17 protein-coding genes are annotated in these 13,065 nt (G+C 68.9%); 8 read left to right on the forward strand and 9 right to left on the reverse strand.

Annotation, left to right across the window (positions count from 1 at the left end; all coding sequences use genetic code 11):
* Positions 1 to 11: 11 nt before the first annotated feature.
* A complete protein-coding gene (locus ACXC9Q_RS29965; protein WP_457059973.1) occupies positions 12 to 821 on the forward strand; it encodes an SDR family NAD(P)-dependent oxidoreductase in 810 nt (269 codons plus the stop codon).
* A gap of 7 nt (positions 822 to 828) precedes the next feature.
* Here ACXC9Q_RS29965 and ACXC9Q_RS29970 read toward each other — a convergent pair whose 3' ends face one another.
* On the reverse strand, positions 829 to 1,710 hold the full coding sequence (locus ACXC9Q_RS29970) for a sigma-70 family RNA polymerase sigma factor (protein ID WP_457059974.1): 882 nt from the start codon (positions 1,708 to 1,710) through the stop codon (positions 829 to 831).
* Positions 1,711 to 1,791: 81 nt separating this feature from the next.
* Between ACXC9Q_RS29970 and ACXC9Q_RS29975 the strand changes: the two genes are divergently transcribed.
* Positions 1,792 to 2,172 (forward strand): DoxX family protein, encoded by a 381-nt coding sequence (locus tag ACXC9Q_RS29975; protein ID WP_457059975.1) that lies wholly within the window; start codon positions 1,792 to 1,794, stop codon positions 2,170 to 2,172.
* A gap of 44 nt (positions 2,173 to 2,216) precedes the next feature.
* Here the strand turns inward: ACXC9Q_RS29975 and ACXC9Q_RS29980 are convergent, their stop codons facing one another.
* The 3 genes from ACXC9Q_RS29980 to ACXC9Q_RS29990 form a co-directional block, all read right to left on the reverse strand.
* Entirely contained in the window at positions 2,217 to 2,579 is a 363-nt protein-coding gene (locus ACXC9Q_RS29980; RefSeq protein ID WP_457059976.1) for a cupin domain-containing protein, read from the reverse strand.
* A 78-nt stretch (positions 2,580 to 2,657) separates the two neighbouring features.
* The gene (locus ACXC9Q_RS29985; protein WP_457059977.1) at positions 2,658 to 3,386 is read right to left on the reverse strand and encodes an HD domain-containing protein; all 729 of its coding nucleotides are present in this window, start codon (positions 3,384 to 3,386) and stop codon (positions 2,658 to 2,660) included.
* Positions 3,383 to 3,904 (reverse strand): gamma carbonic anhydrase family protein, encoded by a 522-nt coding sequence (locus ACXC9Q_RS29990; protein ID WP_457059978.1) that lies wholly within the window; start codon positions 3,902 to 3,904, stop codon positions 3,383 to 3,385. Before ACXC9Q_RS29990 ends, ACXC9Q_RS29985 begins: the two co-directional genes overlap by 4 nt.
* A gap of 131 nt (positions 3,905 to 4,035) precedes the next feature.
* Here ACXC9Q_RS29990 and ACXC9Q_RS29995 point away from each other — a divergent pair, with 131 nt between their 5' ends.
* Positions 4,036 to 4,485, forward strand: coding sequence for an EVE domain-containing protein (locus ACXC9Q_RS29995; protein ID WP_457059979.1), 450 nt, complete (start codon positions 4,036 to 4,038; stop codon positions 4,483 to 4,485).
* On the opposite strand, the gene ACXC9Q_RS30000 is transcribed toward ACXC9Q_RS29995, so the two are convergent.
* Positions 4,476 to 5,687, reverse strand: coding sequence for a pyridoxal phosphate-dependent aminotransferase (locus ACXC9Q_RS30000; protein WP_457059980.1), 1,212 nt, complete (start codon positions 5,685 to 5,687; stop codon positions 4,476 to 4,478). The two genes, ACXC9Q_RS29995 and ACXC9Q_RS30000, sit on opposite strands and share 10 nt — an antisense overlap.
* Before the next feature lie 30 nt (positions 5,688 to 5,717).
* A complete protein-coding gene (locus ACXC9Q_RS30005) occupies positions 5,718 to 6,320 on the reverse strand; it encodes a TetR/AcrR family transcriptional regulator (RefSeq protein ID WP_457059981.1) in 603 nt (200 codons plus the stop codon).
* A gap of 111 nt (positions 6,321 to 6,431) precedes the next feature.
* Between ACXC9Q_RS30005 and ACXC9Q_RS30010 the strand changes: the two genes are divergently transcribed.
* The 5 genes from ACXC9Q_RS30010 to ACXC9Q_RS30030 are packed head-to-tail and all read left to right on the forward strand — an operon-like array spanning position 6,432 to position 9,961.
* A complete protein-coding gene (locus tag ACXC9Q_RS30010; RefSeq protein WP_457059982.1) occupies positions 6,432 to 7,046 on the forward strand; it encodes a VC0807 family protein in 615 nt (204 codons plus the stop codon).
* Positions 7,036 to 7,221 carry a hypothetical protein gene (locus tag ACXC9Q_RS30015; RefSeq protein ID WP_457059983.1) on the forward strand — a complete coding sequence of 62 codons (186 nt, stop codon included), beginning with the start codon at positions 7,036 to 7,038 and terminating at the stop codon, positions 7,219 to 7,221. Before ACXC9Q_RS30010 ends, ACXC9Q_RS30015 begins: the two co-directional genes overlap by 11 nt.
* Positions 7,218 to 7,880, forward strand: coding sequence for a hypothetical protein (locus tag ACXC9Q_RS30020; protein ID WP_457059984.1), 663 nt, complete (start codon positions 7,218 to 7,220; stop codon positions 7,878 to 7,880). The genes ACXC9Q_RS30015 and ACXC9Q_RS30020 overlap by 4 nt, the downstream gene beginning before the upstream one ends.
* Positions 7,881 to 7,921: 41 nt before the next feature.
* Positions 7,922 to 9,220: a winged helix-turn-helix domain-containing protein gene (locus ACXC9Q_RS30025; RefSeq protein WP_457059985.1), complete on the forward strand. Its 1,299-nt coding sequence runs from the start codon at positions 7,922 to 7,924 to the stop codon at positions 9,218 to 9,220.
* 9 nt (positions 9,221 to 9,229) lie between these two features.
* A complete protein-coding gene (locus ACXC9Q_RS30030; RefSeq protein WP_457059986.1) occupies positions 9,230 to 9,961 on the forward strand; it encodes an MFS transporter in 732 nt (243 codons plus the stop codon).
* Here ACXC9Q_RS30030 and ACXC9Q_RS30035 read toward each other — a convergent pair.
* From ACXC9Q_RS30035 to ACXC9Q_RS30045, 3 genes are read right to left on the reverse strand one after another with little or no spacing between them, the layout of a single operon-like run.
* Positions 9,950 to 11,194 carry an MFS transporter gene (locus tag ACXC9Q_RS30035; protein WP_457059987.1) on the reverse strand — a complete coding sequence of 415 codons (1,245 nt, stop codon included), beginning with the start codon at positions 11,192 to 11,194 and terminating at the stop codon, positions 9,950 to 9,952. The two genes, ACXC9Q_RS30030 and ACXC9Q_RS30035, sit on opposite strands and share 12 nt — an antisense overlap.
* Positions 11,191 to 12,585 carry a GH1 family beta-glucosidase gene (locus tag ACXC9Q_RS30040; RefSeq protein WP_457059989.1) on the reverse strand — a complete coding sequence of 465 codons (1,395 nt, stop codon included), beginning with the start codon at positions 12,583 to 12,585 and terminating at the stop codon, positions 11,191 to 11,193. Before ACXC9Q_RS30040 ends, ACXC9Q_RS30035 begins: the two co-directional genes overlap by 4 nt.
* Positions 12,575 to 13,051: a YbjQ family protein gene (locus ACXC9Q_RS30045; protein ID WP_457059990.1), complete on the reverse strand. Its 477-nt coding sequence runs from the start codon at positions 13,049 to 13,051 to the stop codon at positions 12,575 to 12,577. The genes ACXC9Q_RS30040 and ACXC9Q_RS30045 overlap by 11 nt, the downstream gene beginning before the upstream one ends.
* Positions 13,052 to 13,065 lie beyond the last annotated feature (14 nt).

The raw sequence follows: 13,065 nt of genomic DNA on the forward strand, positions 1-13,065 counted from the left end.
GAAGGAGCGTCATGAGCAAGGTCTGGTTCGTCACCGGTTCGTCGCGCGGCCTGGGCCGCGCCTTCGTCGAGGCCGCCCTGTCCCGTGGTGACAGGGTGGCCGCGACCTCACGGAAACCCCCAGAGGACCTGGTCACGGCGTACGGCGACGCGGTACTGCCGCTCGCGGTGGACGTGACCGACAAGGCCGCCGTCTTCGACAGCGTGGAGCAGGCCAAGGAACACTTCGGCCGTCTCGACGTCATCGTGAACAACGCGGGCTACGGCGTGCTCAGTGCGGTCGAGGAGCTCACCGAACAGCAACTGCGCGACGTTCTGGAGACCAACCTGTTCGGCCCGTTGTGGGTCACCCAGGCCGCGCTGCCCATCCTCCGCGCGCAAGGCGGTGGGCACATCATCCAGATCTCGTCCGTCGGCGGACTCACCGCGATGGCGCTCGGCGGCGGGTACCACGCGTCCAAGTGGGCCCTGGAGGGCCTGAGTGAGTCCCTCCAGCAGGAGGTCGCCGCCTTCGGCGTCAAGGTGACCATCGTCGAGCCCGGTTTCTACGCCACCGAAGGCAGTACCGGCGCCGTTCACGCCGAGGTCAATCCGCTGTACGCCGATCTCCGCGAGAGCTTCGCTTCGCTCACGAAGACGCTCGAGGCCGCCGACCCGGCCGCCGCGGGGCGCGCGATCCTCACGCTCGCGGATGCCGCCAACCCGCCGCTGCGCGTGTTCTTCGGCACCCAGGGCTACCCGATGCTCCAGCAGACGTACGCCGACCGCCTCGAGCTGTGGTCCGACTGGCAGGACCTCGCGGCGGAGGGGCAGGGAGTCTGAAGCAGGCTCAGTCGGGGCGGCCCGGGAGGTCCATGGACGCGAGGCGTTCCGGGTCGCGGATCGACAGGATGTCGACGATCCGGCCGTCGACCACGGTGCACGCCATCACGCCCACCGGCCGGCCGTTCGGGTCCCACGCGACAACCCCGGGGTCGCCGTTGACGAGGACAGGGGTGGCGGTCACCGTGGCCCGGGCGCCGCGCTGGGCCATGGCGGCCACCTCGGTCGCTCCCAGACGGACGGTCACGCCCCGCGAGCTGTAGGTCCGCCACGTCACGTCCGGGTCGAGCACCCGCAGCAGGCCGTCGAAGTCGCCGTCCCGCGCTGCCGTGAGGAACGCATCGACGACCGCGTGCTGCTGCTGCCGTTCGTCGGTCGGACGGGGCGTCCCCTGGACCTTCCGGCGGGCCCGGCTGGCGAGCATCTTGGACGCGTTCGCGGACTTGCCGAGGATCTGACCGATCTCCTCGAACGGCACCGCGAACATGTCGTGCAGCACGAACGCCAGCCGCTCGGCGGGACCGAGGGACTCGAGCACCATCAGCAGTGCCAGACCGACCGACTCGGCGAGCAGCGCGCCCTCCTCGGGCGCACCGCCGTCGTGCTCGGTCACCACGAGTTCAGGCAGCTGGTCGTCGTACGACGCCTCGGGCCGGGCCTTGCGCGAGCGCAGCATGTCGATGCAGACCCGGCCCACCACGGTGGTCAGCCAGCCGCCGAGGTTGTCGATCGCGGCCGGGTCCTGGCGGGCGAGCCGCAGCCAGGCCTCCTGCACCGCGTCCTCGGCGTCCGCCCGCGACCCGAGCATCCGGTAGGCGACCGCCACCAGGCGCCCACGCTGCTCCTCGAAGGCTCCTGCCACCGCGTCGTCCCGGCCCGCTCCCGTCATGTCGTTACCTTCCTCCAGCATGGTCCGTCAGGAGAGTGACGAGCCCGGAAGGGCCGAGGTAACCGATCGAGGAGCACTCTCATGAACATCGCCCTGTGGATCATTGCCGGTCTCCTGGCCGCAGTCTTCCTGATCGCCGGCGCGAACAAGCTGTTCATCCCGCAGCAGAAGCTGGCCAAGGCGCCGGGCGGCGGATGGGTCCTGGACTTCAGCGGCAGCTTCGTCAAGACCCTCGGAGCGGTCGAGATCGTCGGCGCCGCCGGCCTGATCCTGCCCGCGGCGCTCGACATCGGACCGATCCTGGTCCCGCTGGCGGCCCTCGGCCTGGCCGTGATCATGACCGGCGCGGCCACCGTGGAGTTCCGCCGCCAGGAGTTCAAGCACATGGTCCTGAACCTGACCTACCTGGCCCTGATCGTGTTCGTGGCCTGGGGCCGCTTCGGCTTCGCCTCCTTCAGCTGAAGCTCAGCGGGCACCCGGGGAACGTGTGCCCGGGTGACGAACCACTACTCGAGCCAGATGGTTTCGAAGGTGGGGTTGGCGTGGATGTGGACGGCTTCGTAGCCGCCGGGGCCGGTGCGGAACTTGTGCGGGGTGTCGGCGGGGACGACGAGGATCTGGCCGGCCTTGCCGACGATCTCCTCGGTGTCGACGGTGAACGTCGCCGTACCACGCCGGATGATGAAGGTCTCGGCGTACGGATGCTTGTGCAGCCGGGGGCCGACGCCTTCCTGCGTGGTGGACTCGAGGATCAGCGAGACGTTCGCACCGCCCGGAAGCTCGGTGTAGTTCTCGGTCCAGTCCTCGCCGTCGTCCCGCCCGTCCACGCGGCTGATCACCGCGGCGCCGGAGTTCGCGATCTCGGTCATGAGTACCCTCCCTCGGTCAGGCTGCCACCGTAACCTCGCACCGGGTCCTTTCCCACCGCTTTCCGATCCGCCCCTGGCCTAGGAGTCCTTGCGGTCCAAGGGGTTGTGGTTCATGGGCAGGCGCATCCCCAGGCGCCAGAGGACGGCCGCTCGTGAGTTGGGCCGCTCGGCAGTTTCGCGGCGCATCGCGGTCGCGAAGCAGGCGGGGAATCCGTGCCGGGGGTATCTGCCGACCACCTCGCGGATCGTCTGCCGGGGCAGGTCGCCTGCCCGGGTGCCGCCGACGTCGAGGTGGGCGCCGGCCTGGAGCAGGCGGGCCTCTGGTCCGCCGCCGGGCCGAATGTTCATGTGCAACGCGATCGCTCCGGCCACCTCATCGGCGTACGACGAATCCGCGCCGAGTGACGTCAGCGTCGTGCGGGCGACTTCGCCGCCGTGGACCGCGAAACACCCGGCCGACTCGTCCGGGCGGAAGCGGTCGGTCAGCGCGATGTCGTGCAGGAGGGAGGCGATGTAGAGGAGTTCTGCGTCCGGGGTGATGCCGTCGCAGCTGCCGAGCAGGTCGCCCCACAACCATGTCCGCAGGCAGTGGCCGAGCAGCGGTTCGGCGTACGACGCGCGGGCCAACTCGAGCACGTCACGGGTCAGCGGCGTGTCCGGCGGCTCGCGGTCGGTCAGGAGTGCCGGCGTCCGCGGGCCGTCAGTCAGGTGCGCGCGGACCATGCTGGGCAGGCCGGTCACCTGGGCCAGCACAGCCTGGCGGGCGAAATGCAGTTTGGCCCGCCGATCGAGCTCACCGGGTTTCATCCGACTTCTTCGACCGTGGCGGCGTGACGTCGGGCGAGGTTGTGGTAGACGGCGGCGTTGTGGTCGACGAACAGCTTGGCGGTGCCTTCGAGCGGGACGATCTTCTTGGCGGGGCTGCCGAGGGCGACGGATTCGGGTGGGATCACCGCGCCGGGCGTCACGGTCGAGCCGGCCGCGATCAGGGATCGTGCGCCGACGACCGCGCCGTCCAGGACGATCGCGCCGTTGCCGACCAGGGCCTGTTCCCCGATCGTGCAGTCGTGCACCAGGCATTGGTGACCAACGGTCGCGTTCGGGCCGATCTCACAACCGTTGCTGCCGACATGGATCACCGTGTTGTCCTGGATGTTCGCCCCGGCCCGGATCGTGATCGTGCCCAGGTCGGCCCGGATCACCACGCCGTACCAGATCGAGGCGCCCGCCTCGACGACGACGTCGCCGACCAGCGTCGCGGTCGGCGCGATCCAGGCATCCGGGTGAATGCTCGGGCTCTTTCCCTCAAACGAGAACTGCGGCATGCACGGCACCCTACGCGCCAATGGTGCCGGCGTTCGGGCCGCCCGGTGGGGCCGTAGCGCAGGGCCACCTCGCCGCGCTCCGCCGCAAATCATGACGAAAGATGTCGTATATACGGCCGGACAGTAGGTACGTGACTACTACCTCGCAACCTGAACGAGCCTGGCTGGGTGTCGTGTCGGCGGAACACGCCCGGCGCGCCGCCGCCGGCGGCTTCATCCAGCTCAACCACGGGAAACGGCCAGGCGTAGCCCGGCTGAGGTTCGGAGACGGGTTCGTCATCTACTCGCCGACCGATCAGTACGGCGAGAAGACGCCGCTCCGGGCCTTCACCGCGCTCGGGGTCGTCGCCGATGCCGAGCCCTACCAGGCGGAGCCGATGTCGATGGGTGCCCACGGCATCGTTCGCCCCTGGCGGCGCCGGGTCGACTTCGACCCGGTCGAGCCGGCCGCCCTCGCCGACATCACTGCCGAGCTCAACCTGACCCAGCAGCCCAACTGGGGCTATCAACTCCGCCGGGGACTGGTGTCACTCACCGTCGAGGACTTCCAGCTGCTGCGGAGTGCGATGGCTCAGCGTTGACGGTAGGTGTCGAGGAAGGTGCCGATGCGGGTCAGGGCATCCTCGAGCTGATCCTTGTGCGGAAGCGTGACGATGCGGATGTGGTCCGGTTCGGGCCAGTTGAAGCCGGTGCCCTGGACGATCATGATCTTCTCGGCGCGGAGCAGGTCCAGCACGAACTGACGATCGTCGGTGATCCCGAACACCTTCGGGTCGAGCCGCGGGAACACGTACAGCGCACCCTTCGGCTTCACACACGTCACCCCGGGGATCTGAGTCAGCAGTTCGTACGCCGTGTCCCGCTGCGCCAGCAGCCGACCGCCGGGCAGCACGAGATCCCGGATCGACTGCCTGCCACCGAGTGCGGTGGCGATGGCGTGCTGGGCCGGCATGTTCGCGCACAACCGCATGTTCGACAGGATCGTCAGGCCCTCGAGATAGCTGGTCGCCTGGTGCTTGGGACCGCTGACCGCGAGCCAGCCGCAGCGGTAGCCGGCCACCCGGTACGCCTTGGACAGTCCGTTGAAGGTGAGCGTCAGTACGTCGGGAGCCAGTGACGCGACCGGGATGTGCACGGCGTCGTCGTACAGGATCTTCTCGTAGATCTCGTCGGCGTAGATGAGCAGACCGTGCCGGCGGGCGATGTCGACCAGCGTCACCAGCAGGTCGTGGTCGTACACGGCGCCGGTCGGGTTGTTGGGGTTGATGATCACCAGCGCCTTGGTGCGGTCGGTGATCTTCGCCTCGATATCGGCCGGGTCCGGCATCCAGTCGGACTGCTCGTCGCAGCGGTAATGCACCGGCGTACCGCCGGCCAGCGCGACCGCCGCGGTCCACAGCGGGTAGTCCGGCGCGGGGATGAGGACCTCGTCCCCGTCCTCGAGCAGCGCCTGCACGGCCATCTGGATCAGCTCGGAGACGCCGTTGCCGATGTAGATGTCGTCGATGTCCAGATGGACGCCCGCAGGCTGGTAGTGCTGCACGATCGCCCGCCGGGCGGACGGCAGGCCCTTCGCGTCGCCGTAACCATGCGCGTCGGCGAGGTTACGGACGATGTCCTCGAGGATCTCCGGCGGACATTCGAACCCGAACGGCGCCGGATTCCCCGTGTTCAGCTTGAGGATCCGGTGGCCCGCCGCCTCCAGCCGCTGCGCCTCCTCGAGCACCGGGCCGCGGATCTCGTAGCAAACGTTCGCAAGCTTGGACGACTGCATCACCGACATATCTGAAACCTTATCTGCGGCATCTCAGCCTCAGGTACGACGCGATGCCCGTGCCTGCGTAGTCAGCGGGAGGAACACCTCGTCGACGATCTCGGTCAGGACGCTGCCCGGGACACTGGTCGCGCCGTTCAATGCGTACTCGTTGCGGAGCAGATCGACGGCGACCGTGGCGACGCGGGGTGTGAGTGCGGCCGGGGCGACCTCGCCTCGGCTCGCCGCCCGGGCCAGCACCGTCAGCCACACGCCGATGCCGGCTCGGGCCATCTGGTCTCGCAGCTCACGCAGCCGCTCCGGGTCGGACTGGATGTCGGTCAGCAACTCTCCGAGGATCCGTCCGACCGGGGACGACAGCCGGTCGTTGGCACGGGTGAGCAGGGCGAGCGCGTCCCCACGGAGCGAACCGGTGTCGGGTGTTTCGTCCGGGTTGGTCGGCAGCATCTGCCGGTAGGCCGCGATACTGAGCGCCGCACGGCTCGGCCAGCGCCGGTAGATGACGTTCTTCGCGGTCCCGGCGCGGGCGGCGACGCTGTCCATGGTCAGCCGGTGATAGCCGACCTCGTTGAGCTCCTCGACCGCCGCATCGAGGATCGCCTGCTCGAGGGCGGCGCCCCGCCGGCGCGTCACCTGGGTCATCCAACCTCCCATGAGAGATACCCAGAGTATCCCATGACATCTGACCTAATCACGCTTGTCGCGCGCCTCTTAAGCTACTGACAGTATCTTAAGTGATGGAGAGAGGTTCTGATGGACAAGCGGAAACTCCTGCGGGGGTTGCTCTGGGACGTCGGCCTGCCGACCGTCGTCTACTACGGCGGACGGGCCCTCGGGTACGACGTCCTTCCGGCCCTGGCCGCGGGCGGTGTCGCGGCCCTGATCCGGGTCGCGTTCGTGGCCGTCGTACACCGTCGGCTGAACGGACTCGGGGCGTTGGTGGGTGCGAGCTTCGCCCTGCTGCTCTTGTTGTCGCTGCTCACCGGCGACCCGCGGATCCTGCTGGCACGCGAATCGGTCCTGTCCGGCGCGGCCGGCCTCCTGCTCGTGGGCTCATGTCTGACCGGCCATCCGTTGATCTACACGCTCGCCCGGAAGCTCAACGCCGGCAAGCCGGAACTTCTCGCCGAATGGGACGAGCGATGGCGCACTCAGCCGCAGTTCCGCCGCCGCTTCCTGAAGCTGAGCGCCGTAGTAGGCGGTGTGCTCCTGGCTGATGCGATCGTCCGCCTGGTGCTCGTCTACCTGCTGCCTGTCGACCTCATGGCGAACCTCTCACCGGTGCTGCACGTCGGCTGTCTCGCAGTGCTGGTCGGCTGGGGCCTTTGGTACCGCAAGCGTGCAGTGGAGCAGGCCAATGCGCGGTAAGGGAATCAACTACGACACCGGCGCGCACCTGAGCGGCCGGTGGACCCGGGACGCCTTCGACGCGGCGACCGCACAACGCGAGCTGGAGGTCATCGCGGGCGAGCTGCACTGCACCGCCGTACGCATCTCCAGCAGGCCGGGGCTGACGTCGTACTGGTCACCGGAGGTGAGTTGAGCATCTTCGCGCGCGGCTTCCTGCCCGGCGACGACCTCTTCGAGCGGACCGCCGCGCTGACGAATCCTGGGCCGGAGTTGCCGGGGTTGATCGCCGCCGTCCCGCCTCGGCTGAACGCGTTTCTCGGCGAGGTCGTCGAGGTGGTGCGGCCGGCGTTCGGCGGCAAGGTGACGTATGCGTCGCTGCCGTTCGAACAGGTGGATTGGACGCGCTTCGACTATGTCGCATCGGACGCGTACCGGGCGGCGCACAACGCGGCGAGGTTCCGTGAGGAGGTCCGGGCCTTACGTCGGCACGGCCTGCCCGTGGTCGTCACCGAGTTCGGCTGCTGCACCTTCCGTGGCGCCGCGGACCAGGGTGCCCGCGGCTGGATGATCGTCGACCGAGACACCTGGAGCCTGGACGGCGCCTATGAGCGTGACGAGGAAGAGCAGGCGGCGTACTTCCGCGAGGTCGTGCAGGTCTTCGACGAGGAGGGCGTCGACAGCGCCTTCTGGTTCACGTACGCCGGCTATCAGTTCCCGCATCACCCGGATCCCCACGAGGACTTGGATCTGGCGTCGTACGGCGTGGTCCGCCTGGAGCCGGACGGTGCGTGGCACCCCAAGTCCGTGTTCCACACTCTCAGCTCCACCTACGCAACGATGGGACTCTCCTGATCGGCCTGCGCCGTGGGCCGGGGCGGGGATAGGTTCGGCTCATGGTGGCGGTTGGTGATCAGATCTCGGTCGGGGCTGCGCGACGGATCGCCCTGAACGCGCAGGGGTTCGGGGAAGCGCGGATTGGCGGGCGTGCGGATGTACGGCGGGTGCGGAAGGCGATCGACTGGGCCGGGGTGCTGCAGCTCGATTCGGTGAATGTGTTGTGCCGGTCGCATTACCTGCCGGTGTTCGGCCGGGTCGGGGACTACGCGCGTACGACGCTCGACCGGATCAGCTGGGGAGATGGCCGGGAGCTGTTCGAGTACTTCTGGGGACACAAGGCCGCGCTGCTGCCGTTGAGCTACTACCCGTTGCTGCGCTGGCGGATGCGCGCGGCAGAGCGGCAGGTGTGGGACCAGGAGCTGAGCCCCGACGTGACCGCGCCATGGTCGGTGGTCGCGGGGATGCGGCGGCTCAGCGCCGAGCGACCTGGGTACGTCGACCAGGTGCGCGCCATTGTTACCGAGAAGGGCCCGCTCACGGCCGGCGAGGCGAGTCCGGACGGCGTACGGCGGAAGCGGACCGACGCGGATCCGGATCCGACCACCGGCCGGATGTGGAACTGGCAGGACGCGAAGATCGCCATCGAGTACTTGTTCTGCACGGGTCGGGTGACGATCGCGGGACGGCAGAACTTCGAGCGCGTCTACGACCTCACCGAGCGCGTGCTGCCGGCCGACGTACTCTCCGCGCCCGAGCCGACCGCCGACGAGGCCCGCCGCGAGCTCATCCGGATCGCCGCCCGCGGGCTGGGTGTCGCGACAGCCAAAGACCTCTGCGGCGCCGGCCAGGGCCACTTCACGTTGCCCACAGCAACAGCACGCCAGGTCATCGGCGAACTGGTCGAGGCCGGGGACCTGATCCCCGTCCAGGTCGAAGGCATCACCCAACAGAGCTACCGCTGGCACGAAGCCAAGGACCACCCCATCAACGGCCGAGCGCTCCTCTCCCCCTTCGACCCGCTGATCTGGAACCGCGACCGCACCCACCACTTGTTCGACTTCTTCTACCGCATCAGCATCTACACCCCAGCCCCCCAACGCACCCACGGCTACTACGTCCTTCCGTTCCTCCTCGGCGATCGCCTGGTCGCCCGAGTAGACCTGAAGGCCGACCGCCAAACCTCCACCCTCGTGGTCCCCACCCTCACCCCCGAGCCCAACACCCCGGACCCCACCGAACCCCTGGCCGCCGAACTCCACCTCATGGCCGCCTGGCTGGGCCTCAACCACATCAAGGTCACCGCCACCAGCCCCCTCGGCCGCTCCGTCGCCCGAGCAATCGCCCCTGACAACTAGGCAGGTGGCGTGGCGGCGCGAGTGCCGATCATGCGAGTCGTCGCGCCGGGAGCAGCGGGCCTGCTCCTGCTCGCCGTCTTCATCGTGGTCGAGGCGCGGGTCGCCGCCCGGCCGATGATGCCCCTGCGGCTGTTCAGCATCCGGACGGTTGCCGTCGGCAACGGCCTGCTTCTGCTGTTCGGGGCCATCGCCATCGCGATGTGGTACTTCACGTCGCTGTACCTGCAGGATGTCCTTGGCTACAGCGCCCTGCGATCCGGGCTCGGGCAGACGCCCGCAGCAGTGACGTTCGTGGTCGTCGCACGCCTGGCTGCCACGCTGCTGCCGCGAACCGGCGTACGCCCGCTGATCCTGGCCGGCAGCAGCTGCTTCCCGATCGGCTTCGGCTGGCTCGCTCAGGCCGGCGCCGGCAGCGGCTACCTCACCAGCGTGCTCGGGCCCACGCTGCTCATCGCGATCGGCATCGGACTCACCTTCCCGACCCTGATGGCCGCCGTGACCGCCGACGTACCCGAAGGTGATGCGGGAGTAGTCGGCGGGCTCGCGAACACCGCCAGTCAGGTCGGTGGATCCGTGGGCCTGGCAGTCCTCACGACAGTCGCCGGCGCCAGAGCCGACGGGAACTCTCCAGCCGCTCTCGGGACCGGGTACGACCTGGTCTTCGTCGTGGCCGCCGGGCTCGGAGTGGCCATCGCGTTCGTCAGCACGCTGTTGCCGCGAGTACGGCGGTCAATCGACTGAGCGGATCTGGCGGACGAGTACGGCGGCCAGGGCGGTGACAGCGGAGGCCAGGAGGTAGAGGACGGGGTAGCCGCCGAGGTGTTTGACGATCGGGGCGGCGATGGCGGGGGCGAGGACCTGGGGAAGAGAGTTGGCGATGTTGATGACGCCGAGGTCCTTGGCGCGGTCCCGGGCGCTGGGGAGGACCTCGGTGAGCAGGGCGAAGTCGACGGAGAGGTAGACGCCGAAGCCGGCGCCGAGGATGATCGCGCCGGTGATGGCGCCGGGCCAGGTCGGCCAGATGGCGAGGACGACGCCCGCCGCGGCCATCACCAGGCCCGAGCCGGTGACGAAGACCTTGCGCCGGGCAACGGAATCCGACCACTTCCCGCACCCGATCGCGGTGCACAGCACGCAGACGCTGTAGATCGCGGTCAGGATCAGTACGCCGGTGTCCGGATCGTCGACGCCGACCTCGTCCTGCAGGTAGTAGAAGAGGTACAGCGTCCCCAGCGCGTTCCCCACGTTGAACAGGAAGCGGGTCAGCCACGCCCACCCGAAATCCGGATACCGGCGCGGGCTGATCCAGAACCCGCGGAGGAAGTCCCGCACCACGAGCGGCGGCCGCTGCGCCAGCCGGGAGTCCCCGCTCCGCCACAGATACGGTACGACGGACAACAGCAGGAAGACCGCACACGCGACGTACCCGAGGCCGATCCCGCCCGCGGCGGTAGCCAGCGCGGTCCCGACCAGCGCACCGAGCACCTGCGAGATCGCCACCCACCCACCGACCACGCCACGCTGCGAGACCGGGACGCGGTCCGGCACAGTCGCGGTGATGGCCGCCAGCAGCGCGTTCCCGAACAGTTGCATCAGGCACCAACCGAGCAGCATCAGCCCGATCACGTCCGCCCCGGCCAGGATGAACAGCCCGGCAGCGCCTCCCAGCGCACCCGCCACCACCCACGGCACCCGGCGCCCGTGCCGCGACAGGGTCCGGTCCGAGATCGCCCCGAACCCCGGATTCGCGACGACCGACACCGCCGCGCCGACCCCGGTGACCAGCCCGAACACGAACTCCTTGTTGCCTGGAGCAACCGCCTCCGACTGCTTCGCGAGCAGCACCTGGATCGGACCGAGCCACGCGGCGAACACCCCCACGTTCGCCAGCACGACGGCTGCCGTCCACCGCGCCCGAACCGGGACGGTCGGTTCCGCGAGAGCCGCCGGCACCACCCCCGGCTCCGGAATCATGGCCGGCTCTGGGCGATCACGTCACGAAACCAGTGGTACGACGCTTTCGGAGTCCGCACCTGCGTCGCGAAGTCGACGTGCACCAGGCCGAACCGCTGCGAGTACCCCGCGGCCCACTCGAAGTTGTCCAGCAACGACCACTGGAAGTAGCCGCGGACGTCGATCCCGTCGTCCATTGCCGCGCGCAACGATCGCAGATACCCGTCCAGATAGTCGATCCGCCGCTGGTCGGACACCACCCCGTCGACGGGGTCGTCGTTGATCGCGCACCCGTTCTCGGTGATGTAGAGGGGTGGCAGCCGATCGCCGTACCGGTCCTTGAAGATCCGCAGGATCTCGCCGAACGCGGCAGGCACCACCGGCCAGCCGAAGTCGGTGGTCGGGTAGCCGGTGAGTTGGCGTGGTTCGAAGGGCAGGCCGGGCGGGAGTTGGATGCCGTCGGTCGCGGCCGTGTCGGCCTGGCCGGTTGCGGCGCCGACGGACACGGGTGCGTAGTGATTGATGCCGAAGAAGTCGATCGGGGTGGAGATGACGGTCAGGTCGTCCGCGACGGGTCCGGGCATCGCGGCCTCGAAGCCCGACGGATACGTCCCGAGCAGGACCGGATCGGCGAACAGCCAGTTGATCAGGTTGTCGTACAGCCCGGCTGCTTCCTTGTCCTCGACGCTGTCACTGGCCGGCCAGGTCGGCGCGTGGTTGGAGGCGATGCCGATCTCGGTCGCCCCACCCACGCGCAGCGCCTGGACCGCCCGACCGTGCGCGAGCAACTGATGATGCGCGACCGGGAGCGCGTCGAAGAGCAGTTCCTTCCCGGGCGCGTGTGCACCGAGCGAATAGCCCATCAAGGTGAGCACCATCGGCTCATTGATCGTGATCCACTGCGGCACCCGGTCCGCGAACCGCGCGGCCAGCAAGGCCGCATAGTCCGCGAAGCGATCACAGATATCCCGGGACAACCACCCGCCCGCGTCCTCCAGCGGCTGCGGCGTGTCCCAGTGGTACAGCGTCGGCGCCGGCCGGATCCCGGCGCCGAGCAGCGTGTCGATCAGCCGGTCGTAGAAGTCCATACCGGCGGCCGCCGGCGGCCCGGTCCCCGATGGCTGGATCCGCGGCCAGGAGAACGAGAAGCGGTACGTGTCCACCCCGAGCTCACGCATCAGCGCGACGTCCTCGGCGTACCGGTGGTAGTGGTCGCAGGCGACCGCGCCGGTGTCGCCGTGCAGGACCCGGCCGGGCTCGGCGCAGAAGGTGTCCCAAGTGGAGGGACCGCGGCCGCCCTCGGCCACGGCACCCTCGATCTGGTACGCCGATGTCGAGACCCCCCACCGGAATCCTGCCGGAAACGGCTGCGTCGGTTTTTCGGTCGCTGCGCTCGCAGATTCAGCTGTCATTCGCATCATCCTCATCGGGCTTGCTGTCCTGGATCCGCGGCGGCTCGACCTTCCGCACGATCACGGCCGTGCCGTACGCCGCCACCTCACTCATCGTCTGCGCGATCTCGTTGCAGTCGAACCGCATCGCGAGGATCGCGTTGGCGCCCAGCTGTTGTGCCATCTGGCACATCCGCATCACCGCGACGTGCCGCGACTCGGCCAGCATCTGGGTGTACTCCGGCACCTCGCCACCGCCGAGCGACCGGAAGCTCGCGGTGAAGTTCGACCCGAAGTCGCGGCTCCGCACGGTCAGCCCGAACACCTCGCCGAACACCATGTCCGCGGTGTAGCCAGGCAGGTCGTTCATCGTCGAGACGAGCACCGGGTACGGCGAACCCTGCGGAGCCACCCGCGGCGGACCCTGCTGGTACCCCTGCGGCGGCGGGTACGGCTGGTTCGGGTTCGGAGGATAGTTCTGCGTCATACCCTCATCCTGGC

This window comes from Kribbella sp. CWNU-51, assembly GCF_054073265.1.

Coding starts and splice junctions, on each gene's coding strand:
- ACXC9Q_RS29965 (WP_457059973.1), top strand. CDS start 12: ATGAGCAAGGTCTGGTTCGTCACCGGTTCGTCGCGCGGCCTGGGCCGC.
- ACXC9Q_RS29970 (WP_457059974.1), bottom strand. CDS start 1,710: ATGACGGGAGCGGGCCGGGACGACGCGGTGGCAGGAGCCTTCGAGGAG.
- ACXC9Q_RS29975 (WP_457059975.1), top strand. CDS start 1,792: ATGAACATCGCCCTGTGGATCATTGCCGGTCTCCTGGCCGCAGTCTTC.
- ACXC9Q_RS29980 (WP_457059976.1), bottom strand. CDS start 2,579: ATGACCGAGATCGCGAACTCCGGCGCCGCGGTGATCAGCCGCGTGGAC.
- ACXC9Q_RS29985 (WP_457059977.1), bottom strand. CDS start 3,386: ATGAAACCCGGTGAGCTCGATCGGCGGGCCAAACTGCATTTCGCCCGC.
- ACXC9Q_RS29990 (WP_457059978.1), bottom strand. CDS start 3,904: ATGCCGCAGTTCTCGTTTGAGGGAAAGAGCCCGAGCATTCACCCGGAT.
- ACXC9Q_RS30000 (WP_457059980.1), bottom strand. CDS start 5,687: ATGTCGGTGATGCAGTCGTCCAAGCTTGCGAACGTTTGCTACGAGATC.
- ACXC9Q_RS30005 (WP_457059981.1), bottom strand. CDS start 6,320: ATGACCCAGGTGACGCGCCGGCGGGGCGCCGCCCTCGAGCAGGCGATC.
- ACXC9Q_RS30010 (WP_457059982.1), top strand. CDS start 6,432: ATGGACAAGCGGAAACTCCTGCGGGGGTTGCTCTGGGACGTCGGCCTG.
- ACXC9Q_RS30015 (WP_457059983.1), top strand. CDS start 7,036: ATGCGCGGTAAGGGAATCAACTACGACACCGGCGCGCACCTGAGCGGC.
- ACXC9Q_RS30025 (WP_457059985.1), top strand. CDS start 7,922: ATGGTGGCGGTTGGTGATCAGATCTCGGTCGGGGCTGCGCGACGGATC.
- ACXC9Q_RS30035 (WP_457059987.1), bottom strand. CDS start 11,194: ATGATTCCGGAGCCGGGGGTGGTGCCGGCGGCTCTCGCGGAACCGACC.
- ACXC9Q_RS30040 (WP_457059989.1), bottom strand. CDS start 12,585: ATGACAGCTGAATCTGCGAGCGCAGCGACCGAAAAACCGACGCAGCCG.
- ACXC9Q_RS30045 (WP_457059990.1), bottom strand. CDS start 13,051: ATGACGCAGAACTATCCTCCGAACCCGAACCAGCCGTACCCGCCGCCG.